The sequence below is a fragment of the Methylobacterium soli genome, assembly GCF_008806385.1.
GTDB lineage: Bacteria > Pseudomonadota > Alphaproteobacteria > Rhizobiales > Beijerinckiaceae > Methylobacterium > Methylobacterium soli.
In genome coordinates, this window is sequence record NZ_VZZK01000002.1 from 102,565 (window position 1) to 121,818 (window position 19,254).

At 69.9% G+C, this 19,254-nt stretch carries 16 protein-coding genes and 1 pseudogene; 8 read left to right on the forward strand and 9 right to left on the reverse strand.

Going from position 1 to position 19,254, the window contains the following annotated elements; genetic code table 11:
• Positions 1-4 precede the first annotated feature (4 nt).
• The 5 genes from rfbA to F6X53_RS02610 all read right to left on the reverse strand — a co-directional run bounded on the left by rfbA (position 5) and on the right by F6X53_RS02610 (position 4,078).
• Positions 5-874, reverse strand: coding sequence for a glucose-1-phosphate thymidylyltransferase RfbA (rfbA, locus tag F6X53_RS02590; RefSeq protein ID WP_150996923.1), 870 nt, complete (start codon positions 872-874; stop codon positions 5-7).
• Between the two features lie 3 nt (positions 875-877).
• On the reverse strand, positions 878-1,774 hold the full coding sequence (gene rfbD / locus F6X53_RS02595) for a dTDP-4-dehydrorhamnose reductase (protein WP_150996925.1): 897 nt from the start codon (positions 1,772-1,774) through the stop codon (positions 878-880).
• A 22-nt stretch (positions 1,775-1,796) separates the two neighbouring features.
• Positions 1,797-2,882, reverse strand: a complete 1,086-nt coding sequence (rfbB, locus tag F6X53_RS02600; protein WP_150996927.1) for a dTDP-glucose 4,6-dehydratase — start codon at positions 2,880-2,882, stop codon at positions 1,797-1,799.
• A gap of 21 nt (positions 2,883-2,903) precedes the next feature.
• Entirely contained in the window at positions 2,904-3,467 is a 564-nt protein-coding gene (gene rfbC / locus F6X53_RS02605) for a dTDP-4-dehydrorhamnose 3,5-epimerase (RefSeq protein WP_150996929.1), read from the reverse strand.
• 173 nt (positions 3,468-3,640) lie between these two features.
• The gene (locus F6X53_RS02610) at positions 3,641-4,078 is read right to left on the reverse strand and encodes a hypothetical protein (protein ID WP_150996931.1); all 438 of its coding nucleotides are present in this window, start codon (positions 4,076-4,078) and stop codon (positions 3,641-3,643) included.
• Between the two features lie 209 nt (positions 4,079-4,287).
• On the opposite strand from F6X53_RS02610, the gene gmd reads away from it, so the two are divergent.
• The 7 genes from gmd (at position 4,288) to F6X53_RS02645 (ending at position 13,967) form a co-directional block, all read left to right on the forward strand.
• The gene (gmd, locus tag F6X53_RS02615) at positions 4,288-5,265 is read left to right on the forward strand and encodes a GDP-mannose 4,6-dehydratase (protein ID WP_150996933.1); all 978 of its coding nucleotides are present in this window, start codon (positions 4,288-4,290) and stop codon (positions 5,263-5,265) included.
• A gap of 96 nt (positions 5,266-5,361) precedes the next feature.
• Positions 5,362-6,366 carry a GDP-mannose 4,6-dehydratase gene (locus F6X53_RS02620; protein ID WP_150996935.1) on the forward strand — a complete coding sequence of 335 codons (1,005 nt, stop codon included), beginning with the start codon at positions 5,362-5,364 and terminating at the stop codon, positions 6,364-6,366.
• 180 nt (positions 6,367-6,546) lie between these two features.
• Entirely contained in the window at positions 6,547-7,974 is a 1,428-nt protein-coding gene (locus F6X53_RS02625; protein ID WP_150996937.1) for a mannose-1-phosphate guanylyltransferase/mannose-6-phosphate isomerase, read from the forward strand.
• 610 nt (positions 7,975-8,584) lie between these two features.
• A complete protein-coding gene (locus F6X53_RS02630; RefSeq protein WP_150996939.1) occupies positions 8,585-10,339 on the forward strand; it encodes a type I secretion system permease/ATPase in 1,755 nt (584 codons plus the stop codon).
• 5 nt (positions 10,340-10,344) lie between these two features.
• The gene (locus tag F6X53_RS02635) at positions 10,345-11,769 is read left to right on the forward strand and encodes an HlyD family type I secretion periplasmic adaptor subunit (RefSeq protein WP_150996941.1); all 1,425 of its coding nucleotides are present in this window, start codon (positions 10,345-10,347) and stop codon (positions 11,767-11,769) included.
• A gap of 198 nt (positions 11,770-11,967) precedes the next feature.
• Entirely contained in the window at positions 11,968-12,621 is a 654-nt protein-coding gene (locus F6X53_RS02640) for an ABC transporter ATP-binding protein (protein WP_150996943.1), read from the forward strand.
• A 104-nt stretch (positions 12,622-12,725) separates the two neighbouring features.
• Complete coding sequence (locus tag F6X53_RS02645; RefSeq protein ID WP_150996945.1) at positions 12,726-13,967, forward strand: KpsE/RkpR family capsule polysaccharide export protein; 1,242 nt, start codon at positions 12,726-12,728, stop codon at positions 13,965-13,967.
• 229 nt (positions 13,968-14,196) lie between these two features.
• Here the strand turns inward: F6X53_RS02645 and F6X53_RS02650 are convergent.
• Positions 14,197-14,787 (reverse strand): annotated as a pseudogene (locus F6X53_RS02650) (hypothetical protein); the annotation flags it as partial.
• Positions 14,788-14,820: 33 nt separating this feature from the next.
• Complete coding sequence (locus tag F6X53_RS02655) at positions 14,821-15,162, reverse strand: hypothetical protein (protein WP_150996947.1); 342 nt, start codon at positions 15,160-15,162, stop codon at positions 14,821-14,823.
• A 165-nt stretch (positions 15,163-15,327) separates the two neighbouring features.
• Here F6X53_RS02655 and flhA point away from each other — a divergent pair, with 165 nt between their 5' ends.
• Positions 15,328-17,469, forward strand: coding sequence for a flagellar biosynthesis protein FlhA (gene flhA, locus F6X53_RS02660; protein WP_150996949.1), 2,142 nt, complete (start codon positions 15,328-15,330; stop codon positions 17,467-17,469).
• A 172-nt stretch (positions 17,470-17,641) separates the two neighbouring features.
• Here flhA and F6X53_RS02665 read toward each other — a convergent pair whose 3' ends face one another.
• Entirely contained in the window at positions 17,642-18,697 is a 1,056-nt protein-coding gene (locus F6X53_RS02665) for a lysylphosphatidylglycerol synthase domain-containing protein (RefSeq protein ID WP_150996951.1), read from the reverse strand.
• Between the two features lie 138 nt (positions 18,698-18,835).
• The gene (gene fliJ / locus F6X53_RS02670; protein ID WP_150996953.1) at positions 18,836-19,243 is read right to left on the reverse strand and encodes a flagellar export protein FliJ; all 408 of its coding nucleotides are present in this window, start codon (positions 19,241-19,243) and stop codon (positions 18,836-18,838) included.
• Between the last annotated feature and the right edge of the window lie 11 nt (positions 19,244-19,254).

Sequence of the window (19,254 nt, forward strand, 5' to 3'; positions counted from 1 at the left end):
GCCCTCAGGTCTCCCGGGCGAGCCTCAGGAGGTTCTGGCCATAGGCGGTCTTGGCGAAGAGCTCGCCCCGGGCCACCAGCTGGTCGCGCCCGATGAAGCCCTGCAGGTAGGCGATCTCCTCCAGGCAGGCCACCTGCAGGCCCTGCCGGTTCTGGATCGTGCGCACGAACTCGGAGGCCTCCAGCAGGCTGTCATGCGTGCCTGTGTCGAGCCAGGCGTAGCCCCGCCCCATCCGCTCCACCGCGAGTTGCCCCCGCTCCAGATAGGCGGCGTTCACGCTCGTGATCTCGAGTTCGCCCCGCGCCGACGGCTCCACCCGCGCGGCGATGTCCAGCACCTGGTTGTCGTAGAAGTACAGGCCCGTCACCGCCCAGGTCGAATCGGGCTCCCGCGGCTTCTCCACGATCCGGGTCGGGCGCCCCTGGGGGTCCAGGCTCACCACGCCGTAGGCCTGCGGGTTCTCGACGTGGTAGGCGAAGATCGTCGCCCCCGCGTCCCGCGCCGCCGCCCGCCCCAGAAGCTCCGACATCCCGGCCCCGAAGAACAGGTTGTCGCCCAGGATCAGCGCCACCGGGTCCGACCCGACGAAGTCGCGCCCGATCACGAAGGCCTGCGCCAGCCCCTCGGGCCGCGGCTGCACCGCGTAGGAGAAGGTCAGCCCGAACTGCTCGCCGGTGCCGAACAGGCGCTTGTAATTGTCGAGGTGCTCCGGGCTCGAGATGATCAGGATCTCCCGGATGCCCGCCAGCATCAGCACCGAGACCGGGTAGTAGATCATCGGCTTGTCGTAGACCGGCAGCAGTTGCTTGTTGATCGACAGCGTCGCCGGATGCAGACGCGTGCCCGAGCCCCCCGCCAGTACGATGCCCTTCATGTCTCAGCCCTCCTGGCTGCGGACCGGCCCGACGAGCCGGTCGAGGATGTCTTCGAGCGCCGCGCCCCAGGGCCGCGGCGCGATCCCGAAGGCCGCCGTCAGGCTCGCGGTCGAGAGCTCGGAATTGGCCGGGCGCCGGGCCGGGGTCGGGTAGGCCCGCGTCGGGATCGGGTCCACCGGCACCGCGCGGCCGCCCCGCCGGGCCGCCCCGGCCAGGATCGCCCGGGCAAAGCCGCACCACGTGGTCACGCCCGCATTGACGCAGTGGAACGTGCCCGTCGGCGCCTCCGGGTCGGCCGCGAGCCGCAGCGCGATCAGGCGCAACGCCGCGGCGAGGTCGGCCGCCGAGGTCGGGCAGCCGCGCTGGTCGTCGACGACGCTCAGGCGCTCGCGCTCGGCTGCGAGGCGCAGCATCGTGCGCACGAAGTTGCTCCGGTGCGGGCTCACCACCCAGGCGGTCCGCACGATGGCGTGGCGCGGGTTGGCACTGCGCACCGCCCCCTCGCCCGCCGCCTTGCTGGCCCCGTAGACGCTCTGCGGGTTGACCGGAGCCTCGGGCGTGTAGGCTCCCGTCCCGGTCCCGTCGAAGACATAATCGGTCGAGACCTGGACCAGCGGGATGGCGCGGCGGCCGGTCTCGGCGGCGAGGTAGGCGGGCGCCAGCGCGTTCAGGCGCCAGGCCGCGCCCACCGCCGTCTCGGCCTGGTCAACGGCCGTGTAGGCGGCCGCATTGATCACGGCGGCGTAGGGGCGCTCGTCGAGGACGCGCGCCAAAGCCGCCTCGTCGGTGATGTCGAGGCTCGCCCGGTCCGGAGCGTGCAGGCGCACGCCCTCGGGCCAGGACGCCTGCCGCAATTCGGTGCCGACCTGGCCGGCGCCGCCGAGGATCAGGATCTCCATAAGATCAAAATCTCCGTGGGGCTCAGCCCGCCCCAGCGGGCGAGCGAGCCGTGGACGGAGCCGCCCCGAGGCCGAGGCGCTCGCCCTTGTAGCGGCCCTCGCGGATCGGGCGCCACCAGGCCGCGTTGTCGAGGTACCAGCCCACCGTCTCGGCCAAAGCCGCCTCGAAGCGTTTCTCCGGCGCCCAGCCGAGCTCGGCCTGCGCCTTGCCCGGATCGATGGCATAGCGCCGGTCATGGCCCGGCCGGTCGGCCACGAAGGTGATCAGGCGCGCATGCGGCGCCCCGGCGGGGCGAAGGACATCGCAGGCCGCGCACAGGGCCTCGACCACGGCGAGGTTCGAGCGCACCGCCCGCCCGCCGAGCAGGTAGGTCTCGCCGACCCGGCCCCGCTCCAGCACCGCCACCAGGCCGCGGGCATGGTCCTCGACGTGGATCCAGTCCCGCTCGTTCAGGCCGTCGCCGTAGACCGGCAGCGGCCAGCCCTCCAGCGCGTTGAGGATCATCAGCGGGATCAGCTTCTCGGGAAAATGGCGCGGCCCGTAATTGTTCGAGCAATTCGTCACCAGCACCGGCAGGCCGTAGGTCTCGTGCCAGGCTCGCGCCAGGTGGTCGGAGGCCGCCTTCGAGGCCGAGTAGGGCGAGCGCGGGTCGTAGCGGCTCGCCTCGGTGAAGAAGCCGCCCGGCGGCAGCGATCCGTAAACCTCGTCGGTGGAGACGTGCAGGAAGCGGAACGCCCTCCGGTCCGGGCCGCTCAAGCTCTCGTAATGGGCGCGCGCGGCCTCCAGCATCACCTGGGTGCCGATCACGTTGGTGCGCACGAAGGCGCCCGGCTCCGAGATCGAGCGATCGACATGGCTCTCGGCGGCCAGGTGCATCACGGCCTGGGGTGCGAACGCCGCGAAGGCCGCCTGGACGGCGCCCGCGTCGCAGATGTCGGCCTCGACGAGGCGGTGACGCGGGTCGTCGGCGAGCGGCGCGAGCGACACCGGATTGGCCGCGTAGGTGAGGGCGTCGAGGGTGAGCACCTCGTGGCCGAGGGTCCCGACGAGGTGCAGGACCAGGGCCGAGCCGATGAAGCCGCAGCCCCCGGTCACCAGAATGCGCATGGGCGTCTCCTCAGGCTGGGCTCAGAACGGCGCCGGCAGGGCGGCGAGCAGGCCGGCGAGCGTCGGGGCGCGGGAATCCTTGGCCGACAGGATGGCGGTCTCGGGGCTGACCGGCCAGGGGATGGCGAGCGCCGGATCGTTCCACAGGAGCGCCCGGTCGTGCTCGGGGCTGTAATAGGCATCGACCTTGTAGGCCACCATGGTGTCGGGTTCGAGGGTGCAGAAGCCGTGGGCGAAGCCCGCGGGCACGAAGAGTTGTTCGCCCCCGGCGGCGTCGAGGCGCAGGGCGACGTGGCGGCCGAAGGTCGGGGAGGCGCGGCGCAGGTCGACGGCGACGTCCAGGATGGCGCCCGCGAGGACGCGCACGAGCTTGGCCTGGGCGGCGGGGGCGAGCTGGAAGTGCAGGCCCCGCACGGTGCCGGCCGGGGCCGAGAAGGATTGGTTGTCCTGCACGAAGGCCGCGGCGACACCCGCCTCCTCGAGCCGGTCCGCCCGGTAGGTCTCCGAGAACCAGCCCCGATCGTCCCCGAACCGCTGCGGACGCACCACCTTCACGTCCGGTATCGCCGTCGCCTCAACCCGCATCACCTGTCCTCGTCGCGCCGGGAGGTGTTTCCCTGCGGCCCGGCATCCCCGGGCGGCTGCCGGATTGTCAAGGGCGCGCGGCTGCCCGGCGGGCGCCGCGCCGGCAGGGAGCGCTGGAGCACCGACCGGCCGGGCACCCGCCCGATCACCCGGAATGCGAGCCCATCATCGACCTAGGCGGGGTCGCCCGACGGGCTGAATCCGCCGCCCGCGAGCGCCAGGGCCTGGATGACGGCGGGGCCGACGTAATCGGCGATGCCGATCCCCTCCTCGGTATCCGGGAAGCCGGCGATGAAATGCGGCTCGCGCTCCGAGCGGCTGATGACGACCACGTGGGTCAGGCCGAGGCTGACATCGCTGCGCACCACCCGCACGACTCGGAAGGGGCCGACCTGCCCGTAGAGCTGGACCTCCAGGTAGACCTCGCCCGCACCCTGGGCCGCGCCCGTCCCGGTCCAACCCGCGGGCGCCTGCCCGGGCGCCGCGAGACCGTCGGCGCCCGCGACCGCGTCGAGATAGTGCCGGGCCGCGGCCCGCTCGCCGTCATGCTCGGTCCGATCGTGCAGGGCGCGGATCTTGGCGAATCGCTCGAGATTGACGAGCCGCGTCATGACCGGTCTCCGAGGGATGGAGGTCTGAAGAATGCAGATGTTTGAAGGGTGAGGCCACAAGCGCTGGCCCGATGCAACCCCGGCCTGCATCTCGGGTGCACCCTGGGCTCCGACACACGCGCCGATTTTTGACGTCCGGGTTGTAGGGCTATATCGCGTCCTGAGCCGCGCGGGCGGGTATCTCCTCACATCGGACTGCAGAGCGTTTCATGAAGAAGGCCTTGATCACCGGCATCACCGGGCAGGACGGAGCCTATCTGGCTCAGCTCCTTCACCAGAAGGGCTACGAGGTCCACGGGCTGGTGCGGCGCTCCAGCACCACGGACGTGAACGACCTGCGCCTGCGCTGGCTCGGCATCGTGGACGACGTCACGCTCGTGGACGGTGATCTCTCCGATCTGTCGAGCCTGATGCGCGTCGTGCGCAGCGTGCAGCCCGACGAGGTCTACAACCTTGCGGCGCAATCGTTCGTGAAGACCTCCTGGCAGCAGCCGCTGCTGACCGGCGCCGTCACGGGTCTCGGCTGCGCCAACGTGCTGGAGGCCGTGCGGATCGAGAAGCCCGATGCCCGCTTCTATCAGGCCTCGTCCTCCGAGATGTACGGCCTGATCCAGGAGCCGATGCAGAGCGAGACGACGCCGTTCTACCCGCGCTCGCCCTACGCCGCGGCCAAGCTCTACGGGCACTGGATGACGGTGAACTACCGCGAGAGCTTCGGGCTGCACGCGTCGAGCGGCATCCTGTTCAACCACGAGAGCCCGCTGCGCGGCATCGAGTTCGTGACCCGGAAGGTGACGGACAGCGTGGCCCGGATCAAGCTCGGCCTCGGCCACGAGCTGCGCCTCGGCAATATCGACGCCAAGCGCGACTGGGGCCACGCTCGCGACTACGTCAAGGCGATGTGGCTGATGCTGCAGCAGGACGTCGCCGACGATTACGTCGTGGCGACCGGGCGCACCGTCACGGTCCGCGACATGTGCCGCATCGCCTTCGACCATGTCGGCCTGTCGATGGACAAGCACCTCGTCATCGATCCGAACCTGTTCCGCCCGGCGGAGGTCGACGTGCTGCTCGGCAATCCGGGCAAGGCGAAAGCCAAGCTCGGCTGGGAGCCCGAGACGACCCTCGAGGCGATGATCCAGGAGATGGTGGACGCCGACCTCAAGCGGCTCGCGGGCGTTCGCTAGAGCGCCCTCCGCCGAACCGGAGACCGGTTCGGCGGCACAGGGCGCGTCAGATCAGAGATTGAGAGCCGCGTAGCGGTCCAGACCGGAGAAGCGGGCATGACGGAGCGCATCCTGATCACGGGTGCGGGCGGCTTCGTGGGGGGGCACCTGGTCCGCGCGCTGACCGCGCGCGGCGGCGACATCCGCATCGTCGCCGGCCGTCATGGCGCAGCGCCGGGATCTCCGGGAATGCAGGGGCCTGCCGATTCGGATCCCTTCGGCGGCTGTGAAACCCTCGACCTCGACATCACCGACGCCGCGCAGGTTCGGGCCGCGATCCGGTCCGTGCGGCCGAGTGCCGTGGTGCATCTCGCGGCGGTCGCGGCCCTGCATGAGGCGCGCCTCGACCCGGAGCGCACCTTCCGGATCAACCTGAGCGGGACCCTGAACCTCGCCGCGGCGGTGATGCAGGAGGCGCCGGATGCGCGCTTCCTCTTCGTCAGTACCTCGGAGATCTACGGCGGCACCTTCAAGACGCGCAGCGATGCCCTCGACGAGACCGCCCTCCTCGACCCGACCAACCCCTACGCGGCCTCGAAGGCCGCGGCCGACCTGCTGATCGGCCAGATGGCGCGCGATGGCCTGAGATCGGTCCGCCTGCGGCCCTTCAACCACACGGGCCCGGGGCAATCGACGGCCTTCGTGGTTCCGGCCTTCGCGGCGCAGGTCGCCCGCATCGAGGCCGGCCTGCAGGCGCCGGTGCTGCAGGTCGGCAATCTCGACGCCCTTCGCGACTTCCTCGACGTGCGCGACGTGGTGGACGCGTATGTGCGGGCGATCTTCGTGCCGGATCTCGCGGGCGGGCAGATCCTGAACATCGCCTCCGGGGTGCCGCGACGGATCGGCGACGCGCTCGACGGCCTCCGCACCCTGGCGCGCCGCGAGATCCGGATCGAGCCCGACCCGGCGCGGATGCGTCCTAATGATACGCCGCTCGCGATCGGCGACGCCGCGCGCGCCCGGGCCGTCCTCGGCTGGGCGCCCGGCATCCCCTGGGAGACCACGCTCGCCGACACCCTCGCGTTCTGGCGTGAGACGGTGACCCGGGCGCTGGCGCGCTGACGATCCGGCCTCGGGGAACCGGCGCGCGGCCTTGCGGCGGCCCGCCGATGATGCCGGGGCCGCGGTTTCGCGGGGCTTCAGTCCTGTGCCAACGTTTACAGCGGGGGGCCCGATCGGTCAGAAAGGCGCGGGCCGCTCCTGCCGGGGCGGTTTTCTGGATGGCAATCTCGGCGGTGTGCGATGTCTCAGCCTGACCTGATCCTCCCGGTGATCCTGTGCGGAGGATCGGGGACGCGGCTGTGGCCGGCCTCGCGGGAGAGCATGCCCAAGCAGTTCTCGCGGCTCGTGAGCGAGACCGAATCCACCTTCCAGGCGACGGCGGCGCGCGTGGCCGATCCCGGCGCGTTCGGGCGCCTCAGCGTCCTCACACAGGCCGAGGCCCGCTTCATCGTGGCCGAGCAACTGAAGGAGGCCGGGGTGCCGGCCGACATCCTGCTCGAACCCGAGCGGCGGGATTCGGCCGCCGCCGTCGCGGTCGCGGCCTGCCACGCCGCCCGCATCGACCCGAAGGCGATCGTCCTGATCCTGGCGGCCGACCACGTCATCGGCGACACGGCGGCCTTCGTGGCGGCTGCCCGGGCGGCGGCGGCGGGCGCGCGCGCCGGTCACATCATGACGCTCGGCATCACCCCCACGGGCCCGGCCACCGCCTACGGCTACATCCAGCCGGGCGAGAGCCTGCCCGGGGCGCCCGGCACCTACGCGGTCGCCCGCTTCGTGGAGAAGCCCGATCGGTCCGGCGCCGAGCGGCTCCTGGCAGAGGGGGCGGTCTGGAATTCCGGCTACTTCCTGTTCCGGGCCGACGTGATGCTGGCGGAACTCGAAGCGCATGCCCCCGCGGTCCTCGCGGCCGCGCGCGACGCTCTCGAGGGCGCGGTGCGCGATCTCGACTTCGTGCGCCTCGATGCGGCGGCCTTCGCGCAGGCGCCCAAGACCTCGATCGACTACGCCGTCATGGAGCGCACGCGGCTCGCCGGCGTGCTGCCGGTCTCGTTCGCGTGGTCGGATGTCGGCACCTGGGACGCGGTCTGGAGCGTCCTCGACCAGGACGCTGCCGGCAACGCGGTGCGGGGCCGGGTCGAGCTGATCGAGACGCGCGGCAGCCTGGTGCACAGCGAGGGCGAGCAGGTCACCGCGGTGGTGGGGCTCGAGGACGTGGTGGTGGTCTCGACCCCGGACGCCGTTCTGGTGACGTCGAAGGCCAAGGCCGGCCAGGTCAAGGATCTGGTGGGCGTGCTGCGGGCCAAGGGCTACCCGGAGGCCGAGGCCCACCGGCGCATGTATCGCCCCTGGGGCTGGTACCAGCGCATCGATATCGGCGAGCGCTTCCAGGTCAAGCGGATCCAGGTCTCGCCCGGAGGCCGCCTGTCGCTGCAGAAGCATTATCACCGGGCCGAGCACTGGGTGGTGGTGCGCGGCACGGCCGAGGTGACGCTCAACGAGCGCGTGGTGCTGGTGCACGAGAACGAGGCGATCTACCTGCCGATCGGCTCGATGCACCGCCTGACCAACCCCGGCAAGATCCCCCTCGAACTCATCGAGGTGCAGGTCGGCTCCTATACGGGCGAGGACGACATCATCCGGGTCGAGGACGTCTACGGACGTTGAGGGGGACAACCGGGTCGTGATGGCGGACCAGTCGCGCGCCCGCCCCGGCGCCTTCGCCTCCGCGAGACCCTGCGGCGCGAGGGCGTCTCGGCCAAGCGCGCAGGTCCCGTTGGATCCCGATCGACGGAACCGTCACATTACAATCTTTGATTGTATTTTTGGCCTCGACACCGGCGCCCGCGGCAGCTTACGGTCGAGCCTCGGCGGCGATCGGGATCGAGGCTGAATTCAGGTAGCGCCCAGGTTTCGCCGAGATGCTGGCCTAACGCCCGCAACGGGTCCGCCGGGACCGTGGTCCGGGTGAGCCGCGATCGCCGCAGCCGGCCGATCGGCGGCCGGCGCCCGTCGAATCGCGGCGGGATCTGAGACAGGTATGGTCACCAACCGGACATTCTGATAGGGGATTTGGCCGCGCCGTGGCGGACTAAACGCGAGCGCGGCGAGTTCCTGGCTCTCCGGAGAATTGATATCTCCTGTTACCGTCGAACGAAAGTGCTCGAACTCCGAAGCGTGTCCATTCTAGCGTTCAGCAAACCTTAATCCTCGAAACCATCTGATTCCTTCAACATCGCGTTGATTGCCATAGGTCCAAAGAATGAGCACGAGGGGCATGGGCGCAGGACCTTCCATTTTGAAGGATGGCATCAAGGCGACGCGGCCTGTCTTCGTCACGGCCATCGTGTTCAGTTTCTTCATCAACTTGCTGATGTTCGTCAGCCCGCTCTACATGCTGCAGGTCTATGACCGCGTTCTGGGCAGCCGCAACGAGACGACGCTGGTCGGCATCACGGTGATCGCGGCCTTCGCGCTGGTGGTCTACGCGCTGCTCGAGATGCTGCGCTCCCGGTTGCTGGTGCGCGGCGGGATCCTGTTCGACGAGAAGATCGCCGGCCCGATCTTCGGCGCGGTCCATCGCGGCAACCTGCGCAACCCCGAGGGCGGCCATGCGGTGGCCTTGCGCGACGTCGACGCGGTTCGGGAATTCCTCACCGGCAGCGGCCTGCTGGCCTTCTGCGACGCCCCCTGGACCCCGATCTTCCTGCTCGCCTGCTTCATCCTGCATCCCTGGTTCGGCTGGATGGCGATCGCCGGCGGCCTGATGATCTTCGCCCTGACGATCCTCAACGAGGTCGTCACCAAGCGGGAACTCGCGGCGGCGAGCCAGGCTTCGAACGCGGCCGGCCAATATGCCCAGGCCACCTTTCGGAACGGCGAGGTGCTGCAGGCCATGGGCATGCTCGGCGCCCTGCGCACGCTCTGGGGCCGCCGCCACGCCGAGGTTCTGACCCTGCAGGCGCTGGCCAGCGACCGGGCGGGCCTCATCGTCGCCTCGACCAAGTTCGTGCGCATGTTCCTGCAGACGCTGATCCTCGGCGTCGGCGCCTACCTGGCGATCCACCGCGAGATCTCGCCGGGCTCGATGATCGCCGCCTCCATCATCATCGGCCGCGCCCTGGCGCCGGTCGAGCTTCTGGTGGCGAACTGGAAGGGCTTCACCGCGGTGCGGTCGAGCTATGGACGCCTCGTCCGCCTGATCGAGATCGCGGGCCCCGAGCCCGAGCGCATGAACCTGCCGCGGCCGAAGGGCCAGATCGACGCCGAGAACCTCGTGGTGACGGCGCCGGGCAAGCAGCAGGCGATCCTGCGCGGCGTCAGCTTCCGGCTCACGCCGGGCACCATCGTGGGTGTGGTCGGCCCGAGCGCGGCCGGCAAGTCGAGCCTGGCGCGCGCCGTCACGGGCGTCTGGCCCATCGTCGGCGGATCGCTCCGGATCGACGGGTCCGACCTCTCGCATTGGGATCCGCAGGTCCTCGGCCGCCATATCGGCTACCTGCCCCAGGACGTGGAGCTCTTCGCCGGAACGGTCGCGCAGAACATCGCCCGCTTCGAGGAGATCGACGAGGAGGCGGTGATCTCGGTCGCCCAGAAGGCGGGCTGCCACGAGCTGATCCAGTCGCTCCCCGAGGGCTACAACACCCAGATCGGCAATGGCGGCCAGGCGCTCTCGGGCGGCCAGCGCCAGCGGATCGCGCTCGCCCGCGCCATGTACGGGAATCCGAGCTTCATCGTCCTCGACGAGCCAAATGCCAGCCTCGACGCGGCGGGTGAGGAAGCCCTGATGCAGGCCGTTCAGGAGCTGAAGCGCCTGGGCACCACGATCATGATCGTGACCCACAAGGTGAACATCCTGACGGCGGTCGACACCGTCCTGGTGATGAACAGCGGCACCGTGCAGGCCTATGGCCCGCGGGAGGAGATCCTCGGCCGCGTGGCCGGTCCGCGGGTGGTGCCGAATCCCGCCGCGGCGGTCGCCGGCGCACCGGCGCCGCGCCTCGGCATGGAAGCGCAGCGGGCTGCAGGTTGAAGGCCATGAAGATCAAGCTCCCGGCCAAGATTTCCCTTCCTACGGTCGCGACCCTCAAGACCGCGATCGACCGGATCGGGGTGCCGAGCGACGAGGCCGCCAACGCCTCGCCCGCCGTCGCGGAGGCCCTGCGCCATCCGCGCCGGACCACGACCTGGAAGCACCACGCCATCGCGGGCTACGTGCTGATCTTCTCGACCTTCGGGGTGATGGGCGCCTGGGCCGCCGTGGCGCGGCTCGACCGGGCCGTGGTCAGCCCCGGCACCATCACGGTGGAGAACAGCCGCAAGCTGGTGCAGCATTACGAGGGCGGCATGGTCCGCGAGATCCTCGTCAAGGAAGGACAGACCGTCGAGCAGGGCGAGGTGCTGCTGCGCCTCGATCCGGTCCAGTCGCGCGCGAGCGTCGACCTCTTCCGGGGCCAGCTCGACGCGACCCTCGTCCTCGAGGCGCGCCTGATGGCGGAGCGGGACGGCGCTTCCGCCCCGGAGCTGCCGCAGGAGATCGTCGCCCGCCGCGCCGAGCCCCTGGTCGCGCGGGTGATCAGCGACCAGACCAATCAGTTCAGGGAGCGGCAGGCCTCGCTCAAGGGCCAGATCGAGCTCCTCGAGGCGCGCATCACCCAGCTCAAGACCGAGATCAAGGGTCTTGCCGTCGAGAAGACCTCCGTCGAGGAGCAGGTCGGCTTCATTAACCAGGAGCTGACCGGCCTGCGGTCGCTGCGGGAGAAGAACCTGATTCCGCTCTCGCGTCTCCTCGTGATGGAGCGCGAGCGCACCCGCCTCGAGGGCGTGATCGGACGCTCCACGGCCGATGCGGCCAAGGCCGAGAACGGCATCGGCGAGGCCGGCCTGCAGATCACCCAGATCAAGCAGAAATTCCAGGAGGACGTGGCGGGGCAGCTCCTCGAGGCGCGCCAGAAGGTCTCCGAGCTCCGCGAGAAATTCTCGGTGGCGCAGGACGTCCTGAAGCGGCTCGACGTCAAGGCGCCCCGCTCGGGCGTGGTCCAGAGCCTGAAGGTCTACACGGTCGGGCAGGTCATCCGCTCCGGCGAGGCCCTGATGGAGATCGTTCCGAACGACGACAAGCTCGTGGTGCACGTGCAGTTCTCGCCAAACGACCTCGAGACCGTCCATGCGGGCATGCCCGCCGAGATCAAGTTCCCGACCTTCCACTCGCGCCGGATCCCGGCCATCCTGGGGAACCTCTCGACCGTCTCGCGCGACCGCCTGATCGACGAGACGACCCGCCAGCCCTATTTCCTCGGCATCGTCGAGATCAGCAAGCTGGAGATTCCCGACCTGATGCGCGACCGCCTCGTGGCGGGCATGCCCGCCGAGGTGGTGATCACCACGGGCGAGCGCACCGCGCTCAGCTACATGGTCTCGCCCTTCTTCGAGGCTATGGGCCGCTCCTTCAACGAGCATTGAGGCGCGCCGGCGGGTTCGTCGGGAGGCGCGCGCCGCGGGCGAGCGTGCCGGGCGTCGTCACCGCACCCGGGGGTCCGGCGCGCATCATCCTCAGATTCGCCGCTTTCCGCCGGCATTGGGCCGATGATCGGCGTCCTCCGGCGCGGATCTCATCCGCGCCGCGATGATCGATCGCGCGACTGTGAGTGACCTCCGCCCGTGATCCGCTTCGAGAACGTGACCAAGATCTACCGGACGGACGGCCATCGCCGCACCATCCTGGAGCGGGTCTCGCTGACGCTGAAGCCCGGCATCAGCTACGGCATCCTGGGGATCAACGGCGCCGGCAAATCCACCACGATGCGCCTCATCGGCGGCACGGAAGAGCCGACGAGCGGGCGGATCAAGCGGGGCTTGCGCGTCTCCTGGCCGCTCGGGTTCGGCGGCGGCTTCCATCCGCAGATGACGGGCCGGGACAACGTCATCTTCGTCGCCCGCATCTACGGGGAGGACCCCCGCCGCGTCCTCGAATTCGTCGAGGATTTCGCCGAGCTCGGCAGCTATCTCGACGTGCCGATCCGGACCTATTCCTCCGGCATGGGCGCCCGGCTCGCCTTCGGGATGAGCATGGCGATCCCCTTCGATTGCTACCTGATCGACGAGGTGACGGCGGTGGGCGATGCGCGCTTCGCCAAGCGCTGCACCGAGGTCTTCGCGGCGAGGCGCGAGCATGCCGACGTCATCATGGTCTCGCACGACATGGAGACGATCCGCGCCTGGTGCAGTCAGGGCATCGTCCTGTTGAACGGGCGCGCCATCATCTACGAGGATGTCAACGACGCGATCGAGGTCTACAGGCGCCTGAACGCCTGAGCTTCGGCCCGCGGGCGTCTGAGCGTGGCCACGGTTTTGCCGCGCGGCGGTGCGACAGGACGGAACAGGGGCCTGCCCGGCAGGCATCGGAATCACCAGAAGCGATGACCGTCGAGATCCGCAACCCGCAGGGACAGCCGCTCACCACCGCGGACCGGTCGGCCGCCGTCGCCGACTCGCTGCGCCAGATCGCGCGCCTCTCCCGCTTCGCCGACCGCAAGAAGGGCATCCGCTCCTATCCGAGCCACGTGAAGAGCGACCCGTGGGTGCCGCTCCTCTTCGCCCTCTGCTTCGTGCTGCCGACGCTGGTCGGCGCGGTCTATTACGGCCTCATCGCCACCGACCGCTACGTCACCGAGGCGCGTTTCGCGCTCCGCCCGGCCATCGGCTCGGTCGAGAAGGCGAGCCCGGATTCGGTCGGCACCAACAGCGGCGTGCCCCACGCGATGGTCGCCCAGGACACCCTGATCACCTACAACTACATCCTCAGCCGGCCGATGATCGAGGCGATCGCGAGCGAGATGCCGCTGCGGGACATGTTCACCCGGCCCGAGATCGATTACCTGTCGCGGTTCGATCCCGAGAAGCCGATCGAGAAATTCCTGAAATACTGGCGCCATCGCGTCGATATCGAGATCGAGCAGGGGTCGGGCATCATGACCCTGACCGTGAACGCCTTCGATCCCGCCGAGTCCCTGGCGATCACGCAGGCGATCCTGCGCGAGAGCGAGCGGATGGTGAACGCCCTCAGCACGACGGCCCGCAACGACGCCCTGGCCGAGAGCAACCGGGAATTGAAGCTCGCCGAGGAGCGCCTGACCAAGATCCGGGTTGCCACGCGCGACCTGCGCAATCGCGAGGGCGTGCTCGACGCCCAGAAGACGAACGAAGCCAATCTCAAGGTCATCAGCGAGCTTCGCTCCGCGCGCATCAACCTCTCGGTGCAGCTGACGCTCGGCCAGCGCGATCTCGGGCCGGAATCGCGCCGGATCCTCGACCTGAAGACCCAGATCAAGGATCTCGACGACAACATCGCCCGGATCGAGCGGCAGGCGGCGAGCCAGGACCCGGAGCAGAAGCGGCTCCTCTCCGATGCCCTCACGCGCTTCGAGGCCCTGGAGAACGAGCGCAAGGACGCCGAGAAATATTACGCCAAGGTTCTGGCCGCGAGCGAGCGCGCCCGCATCATCGCGGCACGCCAGATCGAGTTCTTCAGCCTCGTGGTCCAGCCGGTCCAGGCGCAATCGGCCCAGCAGCCCCGCGCGCTCCTGATGATCAGCCTGATCGCGGCCGGCGCCGCCGTGCTCTTCGCCGGCGCCCTCTTCGCCCGCAAGCAGATGTCCTGAGGGCGGGCGCCGGGCGCCCGCCCCGGCCTCGTCAGCGCCCGGTCGGGTCGAGGATCTGCTTCGGTCCTGGGCCCGGCTGCGTTCCGGCACCGGGTTGGGTCCCGATACCCGCCTGCGTGCCGGCGCCCGGCGGCGTGCCGGGCACGCGGCCCTGGTCGGCCGGGAACAGGGTGTGCCCGCTCTCGGTGTCGAGGCCCGTGGTGGTCGAGGCGGCCGCCCCGATGGCGGTCGATCCGATCTCCTCGGTGGCCGGACGGGCGGTGCCGCCGGTCCAGCCTTGCGAGCGCCAGTTCTCCGCACGCTCGTCGAGGTCGATCGAGCCGTGCTGGTCGAGGATCGCCAGGACGCGGTCGGACCGGGCCTCGTCGGCCCGGACCGTCACCAGGGTGCCGCCGCGGCGCACACCCTCCGCGTAGGTCTCGGCCTCGTGCTCGCTGAGGCCGGCCCCCGTCAGCCCGCCCAGGAGCCCGCCGGTGGCCGCGCCGACGCCGGCGCCCGTGACCGTGGCGACGAGCCAGCCCGCCGCCACGACCGGCCCGACGCCCGGGATCGCCAGGAGGCCGAGGCCGGCGAGGAGGCCCGCGCCGCCCCCGAGCACGGTCCCGAGGGTCGCGCCCGTGCCGGCACCGTCCGCCGCGTCGCTCTCCTCGCCCGGATCGCGCCGGGGCGCGCCGGGCAGGCGCGCGGCGTGGCGCTCGCCCTCGTTGCTGGCCACGATGCTGATGTCGCCGTGCGGGATGCCCTCGGCTTCGAGCTTGTCGACGGCGCGGGCGGCATCGTCGTAATCGTCGAACAGGGCCGTGATGGCTCGTGTCGCCATGGTGCGTGTCTCCAATCGTTCGGGTTCCAGGGGCTATTGCGCGGCGACGTTGCCCTTGTAGTCCATGCCGATGCTGACCGGCTTGCCCGCATGGGTGGCCATGCCGCGCCAGATGCCTTGATCGTCCTTCTTGAGATCCTTGACCTCGCCGAAGCCCATCTTGGCGAAGCGCTTCTTCACCTGGCCTTCGGTGAAGCTGTTGGCACCGGATTCGAGCGTCTGGCCGACGCTGCCATGCGGCGTGCCGTCCGAATGGGGATCGGCCTTGACGTTCGTCTCGGTCTTGGTCCCGGGGGCGGCAGGGCTGGTCTGGGCAGCCGCGATCCCGGTCCCCGCGAGGGTCAGGGCGGCGGCGAGTGCCAGGGACGTGCGCATGGAGATGCCTCGGAGCGGTTGCGGGTCGTGTTCCCTTCAAGCAACCGGGCCGGATGCGGGTTCCAGCTTGAGCGGAGCCCGGACGGCCCCGCGTTAACGCGGCGCTAACCCTATGCCCGGCAAATCTTGCCGGGTCCGCGTCTGCGCGGGCGGGATGCGAGGCCCATGAGCGATACGGCGACGGCGCCGGCCACGACGACGTCCGGGCTTGCGAGCTTCGGGGGTTTGTCGCTGCCCACGCGCGGCAACCTCGAGGCGCTGACCAAGCGCACCGACCTGTTCTTCGCCACCGCGGTGATGGGCATCCTGACGGTGCTCATCTTCCCGCTGCCCGCGATCCTGCTCGACCTGCTGCTCGCGGTCTCGATCATCCTGTCCGTCCTGATCATGATGACGGGCCTGTTCATCGACAATCCGCTCGAGTTCACGGTCTTCCCGACGCTCCTGCTGATCGCCACCATGCTGCGGCTGGCGCTGAACCTCGCCTCGACGCGCCTCATCCTCGGCCACGGGCACGAGGGCACGGCGGCGGCGGGCCACGTCATCGAGGCCTTCGGCAACTTCGTGATGGGGGGCAATTTCGTCATCGGGATCATCGTCTTCGCGATCCTGATCATCGTGAACTTCGTGGTCATCACGAAGGGCTCGGGGCGCATCGCCGAGGTCGCGGCCCGCTTCACCCTCGACGCGATGCCGGGCAAGCAGATGGCGATCGACGCCGATCTCTCGGCCGGCCTCATCGACGAGAAGGCCGCCAAGGCCCGGCGCGCGGCGCTCGAGGAGGAATCCTCCTTCTTCGGCGCCATGGACGGCGCCTCGAAATTCGTGCGCGGCGACGCGATCGCGGCCCTCCTGATCACCTTCATCAACGTGATCGGCGGCATCATCATCGGGGTCGCGCAGCAGGGCATGCCCTTCCTCGGCGCCGCCAAGAGCTACACGCTCCTGACCATCGGCGACGGCCTCGCCTCGCAGGTGCCGGCCCTGATCGTCTCGACGGCGGCCGGCATCCTGGTCTCGAAGGCCGGCGTGAAGGGCTCGGCCGACAAGGCGCTCGGCAAGCAGCTCGCCAATTACCCGAAGGCGCTGGGCATGTCGGCGGGCGTCATGGTGCTGATCGCGCTCCTGCCGGGCATGCCGATGCTGCCCTTCCTGGCGCTCGGGGGCGCCTCGGGCTACGCCGCGTGGCGCATCGCCAAGACCGCCCGGGAGGCGCCGCCGGTGGATGCGGACGGCGCGCCGATCGATGCCGCGGCCGCGAGCGCGGCCAAGGAGGAGACGGTCACCGACCTCCTCAAGCTCGACGACCTCAAGCTCGAGATGGGCTACGCGCTCCTCGCCCTCGTCAACGGCGAGGCGGGCGACCGGCTCACCGACCAGATCAAGGCCCTGCGCCGCCAGCTCGCGGCCGAGCTCGGCTTCGTGATGCCCTCGGTGCGCATCCTCGACAACGTCCAGCTCGATGCCAACGCCTACGTGGTGCGGGTGAAGGAGATCGAGGCCGGCACCGGCCAGATCTTCCCGGGCCAGTTCATGGCGATGGACCCGATGGGCGGCCAGGTGCAGCTGCCCGGCCAGCACATGCTGGAGCCGACCTTCGGGCTGCCCGCGACCTGGATCGACGCCTCCCTGCGCGATCAGGCCCAGATCAAGGGCTACACGGTGGTGGATGCCGCGACCGTGGTGTCGACGCACCTGACCGAGATCATCAAGGCGCATGTCTCCGAGCTCCTGAACCATGTGGAGGTCCAGAAGCTCCTGAAGGAGCTCTCGAAGGAACACGCGGAGCTGCTCAAGGAGGTGGCCCCGAGCCAGATCTCGACCACCGGCATCCAGCGCGTGCTGCAATTCCTCCTGGCCGAGCGGGTCTCGATCCGCGACCTCGGCTCGATCGTGGAGGGCATCGCCGAGGTGGCGGGCGGCGTGAAGAACCCGCGCGACATCGTCGAGCATGTCCGCGCCCGGCTCGGCCGCCAGATCTGCGCCCAGTACCAGGGTCCGGACGGGATGCTGCCGATCATCACCCTGTCGCCCGCCTGGGAGCAGGCCTTCCTGGAATCGATCGTGGGCGAGCGCGAGGAGCGCTACCTCGCGATGCAGCCCTCGAAGCTGTCGGAATTCGTCAACACGGTGCGGGACCGGTTCGAGACCGCCGCCCGCATGGGCGAGATGCCGGTCCTCGTCACCTCGGTGCAGGCGCGGCCCTTCGTGCGCTCGATCATCGAGCGCTTCCGCCGCGAGACCCCGGTGATGAGCCAGGCCGAGATCCACCCGCGGGCCCGGCTGCGGACCGTCGGGTCGGTCTGAGGCGGGAGCGCCCCGGGAGGGCTTCGGGCCGACCGCTCGAACGGCCCCGGAGAACGCGTCGGGACGCTGGCGAAGGGCGGAAGAGTGGGTCCGGTCTCAAGGGCTCGACCGCGCGACGGCGGCAGGCCAACGGTGCCGCGCCGCAGAAAGGGTTCCTCGCGCTGGCCCGCGCTCAGACCGCCTTCTTCTCCAGCCGGTGCTCGATCTTGTGGGAATCGAGGCCCGGCGCCACCAGGGGGGGCTCCGGCGGGGGCTCGGCGGGGCTCTCGCCGCGCCGCTTCCAGGCCTCGGCGAGGCGGGAGCGCTCGTAGAGGACGACGACGATGACCGAGAGGGCGAAGGGCAGCCAGAAATAGAAGATCCGGAAGACCAGGAGCGCCGCGATGACCTGCGGACGGGCCACCTCCGGCATGGCCAGCACGAAGATCAGCTCGAACACGCCGAGGCCGCCCGGCGCGTGCGAGACGAGGGCCGCCGAGAACGAGGCCAGGAACACCGCCAGCACCACGAGGAAGCCGGGATTGCCGGCCTCGGGAAGCGCGAAATAGATGATGCCGGCCGCGCCGAGGAGCTCCAGCGGCGCCGCCACGAGCTGGCGCCCCATGATGTTCGGGCGCGGATATTGGAGCTTGAAGGCCCGGATATGCAGGGGCTTCAGGTGGAGGAGCGAGCCCACGACGTAGAGCGCCACGGCGCCCAGCAGGGCGAGGCCGAGGAGGAAGGCGGTGGTGGGATTCGTCAGAAGGTTCGGCAGGTGGCCTTCGAGGCGCTCCAGCAGATCGGGCTTCAGGGTCAGGACCGCGCCGCCGAGGAGCAGGGTGCCGAGCCCGAAGGTGAAGGAGCAGAGGGCCACCAGCACCGCCACCTGCGCGGCCGAGAGGCCCTTGGCGGTGTAGGCCCGGTAGCGCACCACCGCGCCCGAGAAGACCGAGGCGCCGATATTGTGCGAGAGCGCGTAGGTGGTGAAGGAGCAGACCGAGACGAAGAGCCAGGAGATGTGGCGCACGCCGAGATGGAGCAGCGCGATCCGGTCGTACCAGGCGAGCGCCGCGTAGGCCACGAGGGTGGAGAGGCCGGCGAGAAGGAAGCGATGGACCGGGATCGCCGCGAGGCTCGCCTCGATATCGGAGATCGAGATGTCCTTGAGTTCCCGGTAGAGGAGCCAACCCGACACCACGAGCGCCCCGATCCCGATGATCGGCCAGATGAATTCGCTGATCTTCTTCATGAGAACCGGACGCACCCCTAGGCAGACGGCCCCTGATGCGCCAGGATCGGACGCACCGCAAGCGAGGCCTCTCGGCCCAGCGGGGCGATGCGTGATGTCACCGGATCGTGACGGTTTCGTGCCGGCGTGCGTGAAAGCTCAGGCGCGCGCCCGCGACAGGCCGATCCCGTCCATGGCCGCCTGATCGCGCAGGGCCTCGGCCGCGCGCTCGGCGCTGCGCTCGCGATCCTCCAGGATCTCGACCTTCTTCAGCTCCTCGAAGGCCTCGCCAAGCTCGGCCTTGGCCTCGGCGAGCTGCCCTTCGAGGGCGGCGGCGGACTGGCGCATGTTGTCGCGACGGCCGGCCGCCGCGCGGGCATAGGTCGGGTAGGCGAAATGGGCCGTGTCGGAGATGCCGGCGCGGCCTTCCTCATGGGCGACCTCGCGGTCGAGCTCGGTCGCCATCCGGAGGAAATCGGCCATCATCATCTCGATCTGGGTCACGCGCCGACGCTTCTCGTCGACCTGGAAGCGACGCAGACGGATCAGCGTGTCACGCGATTTCATGGGAACGCTCA

Excerpts from the sequence above, each read along its gene's own strand:
- F6X53_RS02645 (WP_150996945.1), top strand. The coding sequence starts at position 12,726 with ATGACCGTCGAGATCCGCAACCCGCAGGGACAGCCGCTCACCACCGCG.
- gmd (WP_150996933.1), top strand. The coding sequence starts at position 4,288 with ATGAAGAAGGCCTTGATCACCGGCATCACCGGGCAGGACGGAGCCTAT.
- flhA (WP_150996949.1), top strand. The coding sequence starts at position 15,328 with ATGAGCGATACGGCGACGGCGCCGGCCACGACGACGTCCGGGCTTGCG.
- F6X53_RS02610 (WP_150996931.1), bottom strand. The coding sequence starts at position 4,078 with ATGACGCGGCTCGTCAATCTCGAGCGATTCGCCAAGATCCGCGCCCTG.
- fliJ (WP_150996953.1), bottom strand. The coding sequence starts at position 19,243 with ATGAAATCGCGTGACACGCTGATCCGTCTGCGTCGCTTCCAGGTCGAC.
- F6X53_RS02630 (WP_150996939.1), top strand. The coding sequence starts at position 8,585 with ATGGGCGCAGGACCTTCCATTTTGAAGGATGGCATCAAGGCGACGCGG.
- F6X53_RS02635 (WP_150996941.1), top strand. The coding sequence starts at position 10,345 with ATGAAGATCAAGCTCCCGGCCAAGATTTCCCTTCCTACGGTCGCGACC.
- rfbA (WP_150996923.1), bottom strand. The coding sequence starts at position 874 with ATGAAGGGCATCGTACTGGCGGGGGGCTCGGGCACGCGTCTGCATCCG.
- F6X53_RS02665 (WP_150996951.1), bottom strand. The coding sequence starts at position 18,697 with ATGAAGAAGATCAGCGAATTCATCTGGCCGATCATCGGGATCGGGGCG.
- rfbB (WP_150996927.1), bottom strand. The coding sequence starts at position 2,882 with ATGCGCATTCTGGTGACCGGGGGCTGCGGCTTCATCGGCTCGGCCCTG.
- F6X53_RS02620 (WP_150996935.1), top strand. The coding sequence starts at position 5,362 with ATGACGGAGCGCATCCTGATCACGGGTGCGGGCGGCTTCGTGGGGGGG.
- F6X53_RS02625 (WP_150996937.1), top strand. The coding sequence starts at position 6,547 with ATGTCTCAGCCTGACCTGATCCTCCCGGTGATCCTGTGCGGAGGATCG.
- rfbC (WP_150996929.1), bottom strand. The coding sequence starts at position 3,467 with ATGCGGGTTGAGGCGACGGCGATACCGGACGTGAAGGTGGTGCGTCCG.
- F6X53_RS02655 (WP_150996947.1), bottom strand. The coding sequence starts at position 15,162 with ATGCGCACGTCCCTGGCACTCGCCGCCGCCCTGACCCTCGCGGGGACC.
- rfbD (WP_150996925.1), bottom strand. The coding sequence starts at position 1,774 with ATGGAGATCCTGATCCTCGGCGGCGCCGGCCAGGTCGGCACCGAATTG.